Here is a 16,753-nt window from a genome sequence, read left to right as displayed (position 1 = left end):
GGGGCCGTCCCGTTTGGCGGGCGCCGCCGCGCGGTTACATCTATGCCCGGACGGCATCCCCCGGGCGGGCCAGTGTGCCCCTGGCGGACGCTTGGGGGCGGCCCCGCTGCGCCTGGAAACCAATGGTCGTATGATTCCGGGTTACGTCCCAAGTCTTATATAAAACCCGGAACCCGATTCCGAGAAATCCCGGAAGGAGCAGTCCTATGTCAGACCTGATCACGGTGGAAGTCACCGACGGCATCCAGATCATCACGATCAACCGCCCCGAAGCCAAGAACGCCATCAACCTGGAAACCGCCCAGGCCATGGCCGCCGCGCTGGACCAGCTGGACAGCCGCGACGACATTCGCATCGGCATCCTGACGGGCGGCGGCGGCACGTTCTCGTCGGGCATGGACTTGAAGGCATTCGCCAAATCCGGGCAGCGCCCCTACGTTGAAGGCCGTGGTTTTGCCGGCTTGAACGAACGCCCGCCCAAGAAGCCGCTGATCGCCGCCGTGGAAGGCTATGCGCTGGCCGGTGGCTGCGAAATGGCGCTGGCTTCCGACCTGATCGTGGCTGCCAACAACGCCAAGTTCGGCCTGCCGGAAGTCAAGCGCGGCCTGGTGGCCGGCGCCGGCGGCATGCTACGCCTGCCGCGCCGCCTGCCGTACCACATCGCGATGGAAGTGATCTTGACGGGCGAAATGCTGACCGCTGAACGCGCCTACTCGTTCGGCCTGGTCAACCGCCTGACCGAACCGGGCGGCGCATTGGCCGGCGCGCTGGAACTGGCGCGCGCCATTGTTGAAAACGGCCCGTTGGCCGTGCAGACCGCCAAGAGCATCGTGTCGCAGGCCGTTGATTGGGAACAGGACGGCATGTTCGACCGCCAACGCCCGTTGATCGCCCATATCTTTTCGTCGGCCGACGCCAAGGAAGGCGCGACGGCTTTCGCCGAAAAGCGCAAGCCGGTCTGGCAAGGTAAATGAGCCCCCACGCCGCACTTCGCTCCGCTCGCTTGCTGCCCCCCGAGGGGGCGTTTTTTGCCTTGGGGCGGCCCGGCGGCAAAAATTGTTCTTTCCACAGCGGTTGGCAGTTAGTGCCAGCCGCGTTTTCAATATCCAGTTTTCCATCTAGACCCGCAAATCGCCATGTCCGTCATCATTAAAGAAGAAGACTTCATCCAGTCGATAGCCGATGGCATCCAGTTCATCAGCTACTACCACCCCGTGGACTACATCCGCCATCTGGCGCGCGCGTACGAGCGCGAGGAAAGCCCCGCCGCGCGTGACGCGATGGCGCAGATCCTGACCAACTCGCGCATGTGCGCCGAAGGCAAGCGCCCGCTGTGCCAGGACACCGGCATCGTTAACGTTTTCCTGAAGATCGGCATGAGCGTGCGCTTTGACACCAAGCGCACCTTGCAGGAACTGTGTGACGAAGGCGTGCGCCGTGGCTACCTGAACCCGGACAATCCGCTGCGCGCTTCCGTGCTGGACGACCCGCTGTTCGCCCGCAAGAACACGCGCGACAACACGCCCTGTATCCTGCACGTCGAACTGGTCCAAGGCGACAAGGTCGACGTGCAGATCGCGTCCAAGGGCGGCGGTTCGGAAAACAAATCCAAGTTTGCCATGCTGAACCCCAGCGATTCGCTGGTGGACTGGGTGCTGAAAACCGTCCCGACGATGGGTGCCGGCTGGTGCCCGCCGGGCATGCTGGGCATCGGCGTTGGCGGCACCGCGGAAAAGGCCATGCTGATGGCCAAGCAGTCGTTGATGGAAGACATCGACATGTACGAACTGCTGGCCCGCGGCCCGCAGAACAAGCTGGAAGAGCTGCGCATCGAGCTCTACGAAAAGGTCAACGCGCTGGGTATCGGCGCGCAGGGCCTGGGCGGCCTGACGACCGTGCTGGACGTCAAGATCAGCACCTTCCCCACGCACGCCGCGTCCAAGCCGGTTGCCATGATCCCGAACTGCGCCGCCACGCGCCACGCGCACTTCGAACTGGACGGCACGGGCCCCGCGCGCCTGGACCCGCCGTCGCTGTCCGAATGGCCCGAAGTGCACTGGGCGCCGGACTACAACAAGTCCAAGCAAGTCGACCTGAACACGCTGACCAAGGAAGAAGTGGCCAGCTGGAAGCCGGGCCAGACGCTGCTGTTGTCGGGCAAGATGTTGACCGGCCGCGACGCCGCGCACAAGCGCATCCAGGACATGTTGGCCAAGGGCGAGCCGCTGCCGGTGGACTTCACCAACCGCGTGATCTATTACGTGGGCCCGGTGGACCCGGTGGGCGATGAAGTGGTCGGCCCCGCGGGTCCCACCACCGCCACGCGCATGGACAAGTTCACCGACATGATGCTTGAGAAGACGGGCCTGATCTCGATGATCGGCAAGTCCGAACGTGGCCCGGTCGCCATCGAAGCCATCAAGAAGCACGGCTCGGCCTACCTGATGGCCGTGGGCGGCGCGGCGTACCTGGTGTCCAAGGCAATTCGCGGCGCCAAGGTGCTGGGCTTTGCGGACCTGGGCATGGAAGCCATCTACGAATTCGACGTCAAGGACATGCCGGTGACCGTGGCGGTGGACGCCCAGGGCACGTCGGTCCACACGACGGGGCCGAAGGAATGGCAAGCCAAGATCGGCAAGATCCCGGTGGCGGTGGCGTAAGCCTCGCACCGATCCACGCTGACATAAAAACGGCCGCTGAGAAATCAGCGGCCTTTTTTTTTGACGCGGCATGGCATGGCGCCTAGGCGCCGCGCGTACCCTTCGTGAACGCCGCTATCGCGTCCGGCGATTTGCCCAGCACCTCGCGCAGCACTTCCTCCGTATGTTCGCCCAGCAGCGGCGGGGCGCGCCGATACACCACCGGCGACCCTGAAAAGCGTAACGGGCTTGCCGTCACCGGCGCCACGCCGCCCAACGGATGCGGCATGTCCCGACGCAACTGCCGCGCCTGCGCCTGCGGATGCGCAAAAGCCTGCGCAATATTGTTGATCGGGCCGCACGGCACGCCCACCGCTTCCAGCTTGGCAATCCAGTCGTCACGGCGGCCCTCGTGCATGATCCCCGTCAGGATGCCGATCAGTTCCTCGCGATTCGTCACGCGCAACCGGTTCGTGGCAAAGCGCGGATCGTCGCCCAATTCCGGCACGCCGATGGCGCGGCAGTACGCGCGGTACTGCGATTCATTGCCCGTGGCCACGATCAGGTGGCCGTCGCTGGCGGCGAACACCTGGTACGGCACCACGTTCTGGTGGGCGTTGCCCGCGCGGGTGGGCGCCACGCCCGAGTTGAAGTAGTTGGAATTCTGGTTTGCCAGCAATGCCACGTGGCTGTCCAGCAAGGCGATGTCCAGATGCTGCCCCAAGCCGCTGCGATGCCGCTCCTGCAAGGCCGCCAGGATCGCTACCGTGGCGTACATGCCGGTAACGATGTCGGTCACCGCCACGCCCGCCTTCTGCGGGCCGCCGCCGGGCAGGTCGTCGCGTTCGCCGGTGATGCTCATCAGCCCGCCCATGCCCTGGATCATGAAGTCGTAGCCGGGGCGCTGTGCAAAGGGCCCGTCCTGCCCGAAGCCCGTGACCGAGCAATAGATCAGGCGCGGGTTGACGGCCTTCAGGCTGTCGTAGTCGAGCCCGTATTTGGCCAGGCCGCCCACCTTGAAATTCTCGACCAGGATGTCGCTGACGGCAGCCAGTTCGCGGATCAGCGCCGCGCCTTCCGGCGTGGCCATGTCCGCTTCCACCGAGCGCTTGTTGCGGTTGGCGCTGAGGTAGTACGCGGACTCGCTGGTGTCCTGGCCGTCGCCATCCTTCAGGTATGGCGGCCCCCACGCGCGCGTGTCGTCGCCCACGCGCGGGCGTTCGATCTTGATGACGTCGGCCCCCAGGTCGGCCAGGTTCTGCGTGCACCAGGGGCCGGCCAGGATGCGCGACAGGTCCAGCACGCGGATGCCGTCCAGCGCGGGCGCGCGCGTCATGATTGCACCGTCGCGGTACCGTGGCTCATCACCACGACGTTGCGTTCGCGCGAGCGCGCCAGGAACTGGATCTGCCCGTCCGGCAGCCGCCAGATGTCGCATTGCAGCGTTTCGCCGGGATACACCGGCGCCGAGAAGCGCGTGTTCAGGCTGGTCAGCCGCGATGCGTCGTAGTCGCAGCAGCTTTTCACGATCGCGTGCGCCACCACCCCATACGAGCACAGCCCATGCAGGATGGGGCGCGGATACCCGGCCTGGCGCGCGACCTCGGGGTCGACATGCAGCGGGTTGGGGTCGGCGTTCAGGCGATACAACAGCGCGGCGTTGGGGGCGATGCGCAATTCGCAGCGCAGGTCCGGGTCGCCCTGCGGCGTGGCGGGCAGGGGCTCGGGGCTGGCATCGCCCTGGCCAAAGCCGCCGTCGCCTCGGCAGAAGGTGCTTTGCCGCAAGGTGGCTAGGCAGGCGCCGTCCTCGCCGTGCAGCGTGCGTTCGGTGATGACGATGGCGCCTTTGTCCGCGCCCTTGTCGATCACATGCGTGTTGCGGCTGCGGCTGCTGACCTGGCCCGCGGCCGGCAGCGGCGCGTGCACGGTCAGGCGTTGTTCGCCATGCACCACCTTGACCCAGTTGATGCTGCTGCGCGGGTCGCGCACCCAGAAGCCTGGGTACGCCAGCACCACGCCCATCGTGGGAAATGCTTGCAGATCTTCTTCGTACACGTAGCGCAGCTGGCGGGTGTCCTCGGGGTCCTGGCCCAACCCGATGCCCAAAGCGTACAGCATGGTGTCTTTGTGGTCATAGCGCTGACGGACCTCGTCAAAGCGCCAGTTCTTTACGGTCGCGTAATCCAGCGGCATGGCGGTCTCAGATGGGGTCCCAGTCGATCACGTCGGGCGAACGCTCCAACGCGTAGAAGTGCTTGCGCATGGCGGGCACGGCGATGTCGGCGATGCGTTCGGGCGTCCAGCCTTCGCTGTGGTGCACCGTGCGCAGCGGGCGCGGCTGGCTGATCAACATGATTTCGTTGGCGCGCACCGCGAAGATCTGCGCGGTGATCTCGCTGGCCGCATCGCTGGCCAGAAACACGGCCATCGGCGCAACCTTGCCCGCTTCCATCTTCTTCAATTTTTCGACGCGTGCCTTTTCTGCGTCGGTTTCCGCCGGGATGGAACTCGTCATGCGGCTCCAGGCGAAGGGCGCAATGCAGTTCGAACGCACGTTGTAGCGCGCCATGTCCAGCGCGATGGATTTGGACAGCGCCACGATGCCCAATTTCGCGGCCGCGTAGTTGGCCTGGCCAAAGTTGCCGATCAGGCCCGAGGTGGATGTCATGTGCACGAACGCGCCGGATTCCTGCTCGCGGAAATACGGCGCGGCCGCGCGGCTCATGAAGAACGAACCGTTCAGGTGCACGTCGATCACCTGGCGCCATTCCTCTTCGCTCATCTTGTGGAAAACCCGGTCGCGCAGGTTGCCCGCGTTGTTGACCACGGCGTCGATGCGTCCGAATGCGTCGATGGCCGTCTGCACGACGCGGCTGGCGCTGTCGTACGCCGCCACGCTGTCGGTGTTGGCCACCGCCTGTCCGCCTGCCGCCGTGATTTCGCGCACGACCGCTTGTGCGGGGCCCTCGCCGCCGCCTTCGCCCGTCAGCGACACGCCGATGTCGTTCACCACCACCTTGGCGCCCGCCTGGGCCATCGCCAGCGCGATGCTGCGCCCGATGCCTCCGCCCGCGCCGGTGACGACCACTACCTTTCCGGAAACGATGCCGCTCATTGCCCTGACTCCTTTGCTGCGGCGCACGCGCCGTCGTTGGAAAACAGTTCCGCATCAACCGGTCTGGTTCATGGGAATGCCCCATGGTAGATTCGTGGCGGCATTCGAAGAATTCAAAATTAGAAATGCCCCCCTTCTGCGTGGTGGAACATGAGACATGATCTGACGGACCTGCGTTTGTTCTTGAACGTGGGCGAAACCCTCAACCTGACCCGGGCCGCGGAACGCACGTTCCTGTCCTTGCCGGCGGCAAGCGCCCGGGTCAAGCACATGGAAGAAGCGTTCAAGGCGCGCCTGTTGGTGCGGCTGGCCACGGGCGTGGCGCTGACGCCGGCGGGCGAGGTGCTGCTTAAACACGCCAATGCCGTCTTCCGGCAACTGGAATGCCTGAATGCCGATCTGCAACCCTATGCCAGCGGCCTGAAAGGGCGCTTGCGCCTGCTGGCCAACACCACGGCCACCAATTCATTCCTGGCCGATGCCTTATCCACGTTCCTGGCGGAGAACCCTGACGTGGACGTCGAGCTCGAAGAGAAAATTTCTGGCGACATTGTCATCGCCATCCGCGCGGGCGCGGGCGATCTCGGGCTGGTGGCGGGCAATATTGACGTGGCGGGGCTGGACGTCACGCCCTTGTTTCGCGACGAGCTCACCGTGGTGACCTCGCTGGAGCATCCCCTGGCCGCGTCCAAGTCCGCGCACTTCGCGGACCTGGTCGACGCCTACCAGTTCGTGGGCATCCACCCTAACAGCGCCATCCAGACCTTTCTGGAAGACATTGCCAGCGGCCTGGGCAAGCGCCTGTGCCAGCGCGTGCACGTGGGCAGCTTCGAGGCGGTGTGCCGCATGGTCGAGGCGGGCGCGGGCATTGCCGTGGTGCCACGCGCCTGCGCCGCGCGCTACAGCCGCCCCGATGCGCTGCACGTGCTGAAGCTGGAAGACGCCTGGGCGCTGCGCGACCGCCTGCTGTGCCGCCAGCGCGGCCGCGACCTGCCCAGCTTTGCCGAGTGCTTTATCGAACATGTGCAACGCGCGGCGCGCGGGCAGTCGGCCTAAGCCGGGCCCTCGTCCGTATGTCGTATCCGCGACGGGACTCAGGGAAATTCCTGTCCGATGATCGAACGTTGGGGCGGGTGCGAAAGAGGGGCTTTTGAAAATGTGTAGCGGCGAATCCGGGCTCTCGGAAAATAATAAAAAAGCGTGAGACGAGCCACGCGAAGAAAAAGAGCGGCGGGCGGCAGCATCCAACGCCTGATCGCGAACAACACCGAGACCCAGGAGACCGCAGTGATTGATCCTCAACGCCGCCGCGTCATCGCGGGGCTGGGCGCCGCGTGCGCCTCGGCCGTGCTGCCCACTTTGTTTTCATCGCCGGCACGCGCCGCCACGTGGCCAGGCCATGCCGTGACCTTCATCGTGCCGTTTCCGGCGGGCGGTCCGGTGGACACCACCGCGCGCTTCACCACGCAGCCGCTGGGGCAGATGTGGTCCGTGCCCACCGTGGTGGACAACAAGTCGGGCGCGGGCGGCATCGTCGGCGCGCAATTCGCAGCCAAGGCCGAGCCCGACGGCTACAACTTCTTCTTCGCGTCCATCCACCACGCGGTGCTGCCCAGCCTGCGCAACAACCTGACCTACGACATCACCACCGATTTCGTGCCGGTCGGCATGGCAGCGGTGTTTCCCATCGTGCTGGTGGTGAACGCAGCGCTGCCCGTGAACTCCGTCGGCGAACTGATCGCCTACGCCAAGAAGAACCCGGGCAAGCTGTCGTTCGGGTCGTCGGGCACGGGCGGCGGCACGCACCTGGCGGGCGAATTGTTCAACGCCATGGCCGGCATCCGCATCCAGCACGTGCCGTATCGCGGCAGCGCGCCGGCCATGCAGGACCTGCTGGGCGGACAGGTGCAGGTGATGTTCGCCGATGGCCCGTCCGCCGTGCCGCACTTGAAGGGTGGCAAGGTGCGCGCGCTGGGCGTCGGCAACCCCACGCGTTCCAGCATGCTGCCCGACGTGCCCACCATCGCCGAGTCGGGCCTGCCCGGCTACGAGGCCTATTCCTGGAGCGGCGTGATGGCGCCCAAGGGCACGCCGCCCGATATCGTCAAGCGCATCAACGCCGACATGGTCAAGGTGCTGTCCGACCCGGCCACGGCCAAGAGCCTGATCGCGGCGGGCGCCGAGCCCAAGCCGGGCACGCCCGAACAGTTCGGCGCGTTCGTGCGCGACGAGATCGTGAAATGGCGCGACCTGATCAAGACGGCGAATATCAAGCTGGAATAAGGCAGATGAGATAGAGCAGATGAAATAAGGCAGACCGCATCGGGCAGATTGATGAATGCCGGATAGGGGCTTCGGATTGCGGCCCCGCATTTCAGATTTGTTCTATATCTGTTTGGCGTGGGGTCGGCTAGGCTCCTGGCAGGAAATCCATACGGACTCTGCCATGCCCAGCCAGCCGACTTTCCGTTTCACCTTTCAGCCTGTGAAGGCAAGGGCGATCGGCGTTGCCTTCGACGTTGTCGAGTTCACGCTGGACGAAGCGCTGTCGGAAACGTATCGCTTGACGCTGTGGCTATCCAGCACGGAATCCGACATGGATATCGGCGCCATGCTGGACGAAGCGGCCTTGTTCACCATCTGGCAGGGTGCGCAAGCCGCGCGCCACGTACACGGCATCGTCACTGAGTTTGAACAAGCCGCTACCGGCTTTCGCCGTACCCGCTATCGGGCAGTCGTCGAACCGTCTTTGGCGCGTGCCGCCCTTTGTTCCGATTGGCGCATTTATCAGCATCTATCCGTGCCCGAGATCATGGCCGACGTGATCAAACGCCAGGGCATCACCGACTACGAACAGATCAGCACCTTCGAACACCTGCCGCGCGAGTATTGCGTGCAGGCAGGCGACACGGACCTCGCTTTCCTGGACCGGCTTGCTGCCGAGGAAGGCTATTTCTATTACTACGCGCATTCCGACGGTGGGCATCGTCTGATACACGGCGACCGCATCACCCTCAACGACGACATCCCGGGCGACCCGGTCATTTACCACGCCACCTCCGGCGGCGACCCACCCACGCCCGGCTTGCAGCGCTTTAGCTATACCGAGCGCGTACGCACCGCTATCCAGACACAGCGCGACTACACCTATACGCACCCTCGGTATGAGCTGGAACACAGCGCTGTCGCCGCGGATCAGCCCCATCAAGACATGGGCTACGAGCGTTACGACTATCCCGGGCGCTACAAGCGCGATGAGGCGGGCGAGCCCTTTGCGCGGACCCGCTTGCTGGGGCGCCGTAACGACGCTTGCAGCGCGTCAGTCGAAGGCGACGACCCGCGTCTTGTTCCCGGCCTGGCCTTTTTGTTGCAAGGCCACGCGCGCGACGAGTGGAACCAAAAGTGGCGTCCGGTACGTATGCGTCACCATGGGGTTCAGCATGTCAGCCAGGAGCAGGACAGCCCGGACGCCCAGTCAGGCACGCACTACGGCTACACGGCTGAACTCGTGCCTGCCAAGACGGACTGGAAGCCGTCGCCCCGCGGCAGACCGTGCATCGATGGCTCACAAACGGCCACCGTTGTCGGCCCGCCCAACGAAGAAATCTACTGCGACGACTTTGGCAGGATAAAGGTTCAATTTCCCTGGGACCGCCTCGGCCGCAACAATGAACACAGCTCGTGCTGGATACGCGTGGCGCAGGATTGGGCGGGCGCGCAGTGGGGGCATATGGCGGTTCCGCGTATCGGTCAAGAGGTCGTCGTGAATTTCTTGAACGGTGATTGCGACCAGCCAATTGCCATGGGGCGGCTATTCCGCGCGACCAACCTGCCGCCTTACGCGCTGCCCCGGCACAACACGATTGCCACCATCAAATCCAAAGAGCACAAAGGGCAACGCGCGAACGAACTGCGGCTGGACGACACCTTGGCCCAGATCAGCGCGGCGCTGATGAGCGACCATGCCGCCTCCCAACTGCATCTGGGTTATTTGACGCAGCCCCGGCCCAAAGGCGGGGCGCCCCGTGGTGAAGGGTTTGAGCTGCGCACGGACGGACAGGGCGCGGTGCGCGCCGCAAAGGGAATATTGCTGACCACAGACGGACAAGCACACGCCAAGGGCGGGCAGCTATCCCGTAACGAAATGGTGCAGCGCTTGGAAAGCGCTCTGGAACTGGCCCGTAACCTGGGCGCATATGCCGCCCGCCACGAGGCGCTGCCGCTTGACCCAACGCGCCAGCAGCAGCTGACGGACAACGTGCGGGACCTGGGGCATGGCGCCAACGACGAAGCCGGGGGCAGCAACGGCGGCCAACCCGTTATTGCGTTGAGCAGCCCGGCGGGCCTTGCCGTGGGCGCGCCGGCGTCGATCACCGTGGCGGCGGGCGGCAACGCGGATACCGTTGCGCAGAAGAACCTGCACCTGACGGCGGGGCAATCCGTCGTTATGAATGCGGGGCAGGGAATCAGCCTCTTCACACAGGGCGGGAATATGCGGCACATCGCCCACCAAGGCCAGATGCTGTTGCAGGCGCAGCATGGCAGCGTCCGCGTGCAAGCCGAGAAAAGCGTTGAAATTTCCTCGGCCGCCGCGCATGTCCTGGCGGTTGCCGACAAGCACATCACGCTGTTGTGCGGCGGGGCCTACATCAAGATGCAGGATGGCGCGATTGAGTTTGGCTGCCCCGGTGCGTTCACGGTCAAGGCGGCCAGCCATCAGATGCTGGGGGCGGCCAGCTTGGCGGCGGAACTCCCCCGGTTCGACCTTGGCCCGACCCAACGAAAATTCATCGTGACTCTGCCGGACGGCGTGCGCCCGGTGGCCCACCGCCGCTACACGATCACATTGAACAATGGCGAAACCGTCCAAGGCATCACCGACGCGCAAGGCGCGACGCAGTTGATGGAAAGCGACGCGATGCACATCGCGACGCTGACCTTGCACGACGCCGATTGACGCGGCCACGGGGGCGGGCCCTGATGCGATTGGCCGGGCTGCCGGCGGGCCAATTCACTTCGACGAAGGAGGTTCCATGGCAACACATTCCGTCCCGTTGACGGGCCAGCCCGAGGCGCTGCTGTTGCCCGGCGCGCGCCCTGCGATCGTGCGGGTACAACAGGCAAAGCCCTGCGTGGTGATTCTGATTCACGGGGTGAATGATCTGGCCGGCGTGTATGACGACCTGGAAACCGGCATCTGCGTGGGCTTGAATGAGCGCCTGGATCATTTGAAGGCCGCGGACGGCAGTAGAAGCTGCGCCGCGCTGAATCCCGCCAGTTACCGATTGCCCGCCGAGGATCAGGGCGCGGCGCCCAATCCTGACGCCGTCTACTATCGCCGCCGAGCATCCGCGGGCAAGTTCGGCGGCGCGTCGCGCAGTGTCGTCATCCCGTTCTATTGGGGCTTTCGCGAAGAAGAGCAATACATCGACAAGAAGACCGAGCACGGAGAATGGCTGGACCGCTACCACAACAGGCTCGACAAAGACGGTATCAAGCAGGGCGGGATGTTCGCGAATGCCACGACTTCCATTCCGGATATGTGGGGTGAGGGTTTCTCCGGCAAGCTGCTTGGCCTGCTGCCGATCAACCCGCTATTTGGGTCCCCCGACCATCCGCTGGTCATGGCGCCCAGCCGCAAGTACATGCTGCTGGCGGCCAAGCGCCTGGCCATGCTGGTGAATATGATTCGCGCCTATCGCCATCCTGGCGGCAAGACCACCGGCGAGAACGACACGATCAATGTGGTCGGGCACAGCCAGGGCACGCTGATCACCCTGCTGGCCGACGCTTTGCTCAAGGACGAAGGCAAGCGCCCCGTGGATGCGGTCATCATGATGAACCCGCCATACAGCCTGCTGGAGTCTCGCTTCGAGCGCATGGAGATGTCCGAGGCGCAGCAGACCACCCAGGCGCGCGTGACAACGCTTGCGAATATCGTCGGCTTCATCGGCGCAAATCCCAACCCGGTGCCCACCTTCGCTCAGATGGCCGACCCCTCAAGCCCTTCCTGCATCGGTGGATTGCGTTGGAATGGCGTGCAGTGCCAGACCACGCTGGACGGCAAAGACGTTGCCTTTTCCGAGCGTGACAATCGCGGCCGCGTGTTCCTCTATTTCTCCCCCGAGGACAAAACCGTCGGCATGCGCAACGTGCAGGGTATCGGCTGGCAAGGCGTTGCCGACACCTTGACTTACCAAGCCATGCCTGCGCGCAAGCCGCGGACGACGGTGGATTTCGTGCCCACGATGGTGGGCAACATGGCGAAGCAGTGGGTGGGTGATATTGACGGCCCCGGATTGTCCGCACTGGGTAGCCATTTTCATCAACGCGTCTTCACCATGCGAGCGCGGGACGGCAAGAGCCAACCCATTGGTCTGCCGCCAACTCAAAACTACGTCTTGCGCCAACAGCATGAAAGCACCTGGGAGGGTTCGGGCATGGGCTTGCCGCAGCGATGGGCGGCCAACGCCGACTTCGCGCCTGGCCAGTCGGTGCCCATCAATGCGCCAGCCCTGCCGTAGCCGTTTGTGGCGGACTTCAGGTCGGGCGGCGTGGTGATGGCCGAGCAGGCATCGGCGGGTATCGCACCGGTACACGCGCCGGACGATCCGATAGATGCATCGATTGCCATTACGAACAAGGGCATACGTGTGGCGGGTACCCGCGTGGTGACCTTACCGGAAAGCGCCGGACCGGTCCCGCAAACCTATAGCTCCCGCAGTGCAAGCATGGCGTATGCGCCATTGCTTGAAGCCGAACTCACGGACTTGAACGACCCGCTGCGCAACCCGTACACCGCACCGGAAAACAACGATTGGGCAGCGGACTGGCACCGGATCACCGGGGTCGACCATGTGGGCGGGCGTCGCTTTAAGGTGACATATCAGGAAAGCCCGAACGAGGCGCGTCGGCGAAGAATGGACGCGGGGGCGGACGAGCAAAGCCCGATCTCCTTTCATTCATCAATCCCCGCGAATTCGATGCATAGCCAACGCGCGATGGCGTACGACCTGGCGATAGGGCAGGCACGCAGTATTGATGATGAGCCGTTCTATGCGTATTTGTGTCGGGTGGCGGATTGGAGGATGGCTTGGGTGGAGTTGGATGAAGAAGCGGATACAGGAAAACTTCCAGACGAAGCGATCCAGGAGTACTACAAAAATGAAAGCGCCGACAACCTCGAACTCGTCAATGCTACCGATCTCTATCGAAGCAGGAAGATTACGCTCTATGGCGAAGATGGGAAGTTGTCGCGTAGGGGAGGAGGCAGCGTGCCTGCCTCGATCCATCAAATGAAGTTGCCCACATTGGTGTCTACGCAGACCCGAAAGGACAGAGATGCTGGCCGCAATCTCACGGCTGGTGACGGGGAGTCGGAATGAAGCTCATATCTTGCGCTATGGCTCTTATGTTGGCTGCTACGTTTCAGCAAGAGGTACTCGCCGAGGCCGATAGTTCAAGGGAGTCCTCCGAGCGGAAGGAAGTGGCTTGCGAATTGCCCCCAGCGCCTGATGCGTGGATTCCCGTTGATCCCATTCCGCAATCCCCCGGAGTTGTAATGCCTATTTTCTCTGCGTCCTCCTCGTCCCCACGCCTGGAGACGTTGGACATCATCCGCGTTGGCTTGAGCCTTGACGTTTATCGTCAAGGCCAGGTGTGGGCGCAACTGCTACAACAAAATTCCGCGCAAGCTGATGTGTTGCTCGTTGGAACGGCGTTGCAGTTGGACACCACGTTCTATCCAACCATTGCGGAAGACAGGACGACGGCTTGGGCGCAGCGTAAGGCCAACGCGTTGGAGTTGACGCTGCGAGGCTTTCCTGAGCGCTGGGTGATCCCCTCTTTGACGGTCGTACGCGATTACGATCCAAAGCTGGATCGATTGCGCTTTTCTCCGGAAAGGGTGTCAATTTTCCTGGGCGGGATGGCCGATCGAACGATGGGGCCTGCGGGCTTACATTGGCACCGCAGTAAGCCGCTCAGACCGGGGGTGATCTGCAACAACACGCCCGAGGAATTTGTGGGCTATTTGTTTAGAGTCTTTGAGCAGAATCCCGATATGCCGGCGCTTCTTGTCTATGCGTTGGACTCCTATGCAATGCACTCCGCCCTGGGTACCCGAGACGACAAGCCCATCGGCCTGGGTTCCGGCCCCCGCCAACCCGGCGAGCTGACAGACGCCGTCACCGCCATCGTCTTTGCCCGCCCCGAGCGCCTGGACTGGTTGCGCGGCTTTGCCAAGTACACCAAACCGCACAAGAACGACATTGACCCCGCCTTCACCGGCTGGCGCCGCAACCCGCCATATTCCTTCCAACCCAGCCCCTGGTTCCCTCAGCCCATCACCGAACGCGGCTTCCAGCAATGGGACCGCCTGACGCCGTTGGCGCGGCTGCACCGCCCGGTGGAAGTCTCGCTGCACTCCGACGGCATCCCCCTGAAAGGCGAGGCTCGCCATGCGGCCATCGCAAACGCCTGGACGCGGGCCGTGACGCCTCTGGCTCACGCGCCCACGCGAGTCTTCTACGACGCAGGCTTGAACCGTTCCGCCCTGGCCGATCTGCTTCCCGCTTTGCAGATGGCCGACAGCTCGCTCGACTTGCTGATTTCGGACCAAAGCTACGACCTGACGCAACGCCTGGGCGACACGGGGGCGGCGTCTCCCTTTGTGGGTATTGCGCTAGCCACCATGGCCAGCTATCTGAACGCCGACACCAGCGCCATCGTCCCGCTGCGCCGTGACGACCGGGTAACGGTGATCACCATCAGTTCACCGACGCCGGGCCAGAAGCCGGCGAACGATCCCTTCGGCGTGCAGCTGCGCCCGCAAACCCGCACCTTGAGCGAAGCGCCGTCACCGGAGTTTTTGCAGCGGTTTGCGGAACTGACGCAAGAAAGCGCGCGTAACGCCCCGCCACCCGCGCGGTATGTGGACCCGGAGAGAATCGCGGCCGAGCAGCGCCTGCTGGATCAGTTCATCGCTGGCGGGCCGAGTATGGATTTGCTGGGGGAGTCGGAAAAGTGATGCGGCTGAAGCAAGCTAGCCCGCTGCCGCCACCAACGCCGCCCGCGCGCTGAGATATTCGGCTTCCAGCTGATCCACCAGCGTCGCGATGGCCAGGATCTCTTGCGCTGACCCTACCCCCTGGCCGGCGCTCCAGACATCTTTCCACGCCTTGGGCCGTGAGTTTTTGTCCATGTTGGCGGGGGGCGCTTCGCCATTTCGGGACAAGGCCACGGGGTCCAATCCCGCCGCCAGAATGCTGGCCGACAGGTAGTTCGCGGGCACGCCAGAAAAGTATGGCGTGTACGTCACGTCAGCGGCTTGTGCTTGCAGCACCATCTCGCGGTAGGCATCGCCCGCCAGCGATTCCTGCGTGGCGATGAAGCGCGTGCCCATGTAGGCGAAGTCGCAGCCCAGCACCTCGGCGGCAAGCACGTCCTTGCCATGGCTGATGCAGCCCGATAGCGCCAAGGGGCCGTCATAGAACGCACGGATTTCGTTGACCAGCGCAATCGGATTGATCTGGCCCGCGTGGCCGCCCGCGCCCGCCGCCACCAGGATCAGGCCGTCCACGCCCGCCTCCAGCGCGCGCTTGGCGTGCCGCACGTTGGTGACGTCGTGATAGACCAGACCGCCGTAAGGATGCACGGCCCGCACCACCGCTTCCGGCGCGTGCAGCGACGTGATGATGAGCGGTACGCGGCGTTCGGCGCAGATGGCCAGATCGCCCTGCCAGCGCGGGTTGCTGGGGTGGATGATCAGATTCACGCCGTAGGGCGCCACCTTGGCGTCGGGATGGGCGCGGCGTGTGGCGGCCAGCCCGCCTTCGATGCGCGTGATCCAGTCTTGCAACTGCTCCTGCGGGCGGGCGTTCAGGGATGGGAAGGTGCCGATGATGCCCGCCGCGCATTGCGCCACGACCAGCTCGGGCCCAGAGACCAGAAACATGGGGGCGCCGATGATCGGCAGGCGGGTCTGGGCGCGTAGCGCAAGCGGGGCGGGCATCGGTGGGCTCCGGTAAGGGTCAGTTGGCCTGGATGTTGGCGCTTTGGATAACGTCCGACCACAAGGCGTATTCGCGGTCGATGCGGGATTGCAGGGCGGTGGCGTCGCCTGCGTTGATGGTGTAGCCGCCTTCCGTCATGGCTTTGCGGAACGCGGGGTCCTTGGACACGTCTTGCAGCGCGCGCGTCAGGCGGGCCGAGACGGCGTCGGGCAATTTCCTGGGGCCGACCAGCGCATACCAGCCCACCACTTCGTAGTCCTTCATGCCGGCTTCCATCATGGTGGGCACGTCGGGCAGCTCGGGGTTGCGGGTCTTGGACGTGACGGCCAGCGCGCGGGCCTTGCCGCTTTTGATGAACGGGATCGCCGTGCTGGTGATGTCGAACATGAACGTGACCTTGCCGCTGATCACGTCCATCATGGCGGGCGAGTTGCCGCGATACGGCACGTGCAGCATCGACGCATCGGCCTGCTTTTTAAGCAGCTCGGCCGACAGGTGGTTGGACGCGCCGATGCCGGCGGATCCGAACGACACGGCATCGGGATGCGAGCGCGCATAGCTGACCAGCTCGCCCACGTTCCTGGCGGGAATCTGCGGGCCGATCAGCAGCACGTTGGCGTAATCGACCACCAGGCCGATCAATGAGAAGTCGCGGCGCGGGTCGAACAGCGTGCTGCGCTGAACCAGTGGCGACATGGTCAGTGTGGGGCTGGCGGCAAAGCCCAGCATGTAGCCGTCGGGCGTGGCCTTGGCGGTGGCGTCCGAGGCGATCATGCCGCTGGCGCCCGCGCGGTTCTCCACCACGACGGGCTGGCCCAGCTTGTCGCCCAGATACTTGGCGAAGACGCGCGCCGTGGTGTCGACCGGGCCGCCGGGCGCGTAGCCCACCAGCAGGCGGATGGGGCGGTCGGGGTACGTCTGCGCGCCGGCGCTGAACGCCATGGCGAAGGCTGCCGTGGCGGTGGCCACGGCAAAGAAAGTCTTGA

The 16,753-nt window shown here is 64.3% G+C and carries 13 protein-coding genes; 8 read left to right on the top strand and 5 right to left on the bottom strand.

Annotated elements, in window-relative coordinates; genetic code table 11:
* The first annotated feature begins 206 nt into the window (after nt 1-206).
* The gene (locus V6F88_RS24725; RefSeq protein ID WP_046806488.1) at nt 207-974 is read left to right on the top strand and encodes a crotonase/enoyl-CoA hydratase family protein; all 768 of its coding nucleotides are present in this window, start codon (nt 207-209) and stop codon (nt 972-974) included.
* A gap of 162 nt (nt 975-1,136) precedes the next feature.
* On the top strand, nt 1,137-2,660 hold the full coding sequence (locus tag V6F88_RS24720) for a fumarate hydratase (RefSeq protein ID WP_332612880.1): 1,524 nt from the start codon (nt 1,137-1,139) through the stop codon (nt 2,658-2,660).
* A gap of 82 nt (nt 2,661-2,742) precedes the next feature.
* Here the strand turns inward: V6F88_RS24720 and V6F88_RS24715 are convergent, their stop codons facing one another.
* The 3 genes from V6F88_RS24715 to V6F88_RS24705 are packed head-to-tail and all read right to left on the bottom strand — an operon-like array spanning nt 2,743 to nt 5,754.
* Nucleotides 2,743-3,975, bottom strand: a complete 1,233-nt coding sequence (locus tag V6F88_RS24715) for a CaiB/BaiF CoA transferase family protein (RefSeq protein ID WP_332612879.1) — start codon at nt 3,973-3,975, stop codon at nt 2,743-2,745.
* Nucleotides 3,972-4,832: a MaoC/PaaZ C-terminal domain-containing protein gene (locus tag V6F88_RS24710; RefSeq protein WP_332612878.1), complete on the bottom strand. Its 861-nt coding sequence runs from the start codon at nt 4,830-4,832 to the stop codon at nt 3,972-3,974. Before V6F88_RS24710 ends, V6F88_RS24715 begins: the two co-directional genes overlap by 4 nt.
* A gap of 7 nt (nt 4,833-4,839) precedes the next feature.
* On the bottom strand, nt 4,840-5,754 hold the full coding sequence (locus V6F88_RS24705; protein WP_332612877.1) for an SDR family NAD(P)-dependent oxidoreductase: 915 nt from the start codon (nt 5,752-5,754) through the stop codon (nt 4,840-4,842).
* A 150-nt stretch (nt 5,755-5,904) separates the two neighbouring features.
* Between V6F88_RS24705 and V6F88_RS24700 the strand changes: the two genes are divergently transcribed.
* The 6 genes from V6F88_RS24700 to V6F88_RS24680 all read left to right on the top strand — a co-directional run bounded on the left by V6F88_RS24700 (nt 5,905) and on the right by V6F88_RS24680 (nt 14,782).
* Nucleotides 5,905-6,810 (top strand): LysR family transcriptional regulator, encoded by a 906-nt coding sequence (locus V6F88_RS24700; RefSeq protein ID WP_332612875.1) that lies wholly within the window; start codon nt 5,905-5,907, stop codon nt 6,808-6,810.
* Between the two features lie 231 nt (nt 6,811-7,041).
* On the top strand, nt 7,042-8,037 hold the full coding sequence (locus tag V6F88_RS24695) for a Bug family tripartite tricarboxylate transporter substrate binding protein (protein WP_332612873.1): 996 nt from the start codon (nt 7,042-7,044) through the stop codon (nt 8,035-8,037).
* Nucleotides 8,038-8,200: 163 nt separating this feature from the next.
* Nucleotides 8,201-10,711, top strand: a complete 2,511-nt coding sequence (locus tag V6F88_RS24690) for a type VI secretion system Vgr family protein (RefSeq protein WP_332612872.1) — start codon at nt 8,201-8,203, stop codon at nt 10,709-10,711.
* A gap of 97 nt (nt 10,712-10,808) precedes the next feature.
* Nucleotides 10,809-12,278, top strand: coding sequence for a T6SS effector phospholipase Tle3 domain-containing protein (locus tag V6F88_RS27940; protein WP_442880389.1), 1,470 nt, complete (start codon nt 10,809-10,811; stop codon nt 12,276-12,278).
* 36 nt (nt 12,279-12,314) lie between these two features.
* Nucleotides 12,315-13,139 carry an effector protein Tle3 domain-containing protein gene (locus V6F88_RS27935; protein ID WP_442880388.1) on the top strand — a complete coding sequence of 275 codons (825 nt, stop codon included), beginning with the start codon at nt 12,315-12,317 and terminating at the stop codon, nt 13,137-13,139.
* Nucleotides 13,140-13,315: 176 nt separating this feature from the next.
* Nucleotides 13,316-14,782, top strand: coding sequence for a type VI lipase adapter Tla3 domain-containing protein (locus V6F88_RS24680; RefSeq protein ID WP_332612870.1), 1,467 nt, complete (start codon nt 13,316-13,318; stop codon nt 14,780-14,782).
* A 15-nt stretch (nt 14,783-14,797) separates the two neighbouring features.
* Here the strand turns inward: V6F88_RS24680 and V6F88_RS24675 are convergent, their stop codons facing one another.
* Entirely contained in the window at nt 14,798-15,766 is a 969-nt protein-coding gene (locus V6F88_RS24675; protein ID WP_332612869.1) for an NAD(P)H-dependent flavin oxidoreductase, read from the bottom strand.
* A 19-nt stretch (nt 15,767-15,785) separates the two neighbouring features.
* Nucleotides 15,786-16,709 carry a Bug family tripartite tricarboxylate transporter substrate binding protein gene (locus V6F88_RS24670; RefSeq protein WP_332613041.1) on the bottom strand — a complete coding sequence of 308 codons (924 nt, stop codon included), beginning with the start codon at nt 16,707-16,709 and terminating at the stop codon, nt 15,786-15,788.
* Between the last annotated feature and the right edge of the window lie 44 nt (nt 16,710-16,753).

It is taken from the genome of Achromobacter sp. ESBL13 (assembly GCF_036668755.1).
Lineage (GTDB): Bacteria > Pseudomonadota > Gammaproteobacteria > Burkholderiales > Burkholderiaceae_B > Achromobacter.
Note: the sequence above shows the minus strand (reverse complement) of the source record. Positions and strands in the feature narration are given on the sequence as shown.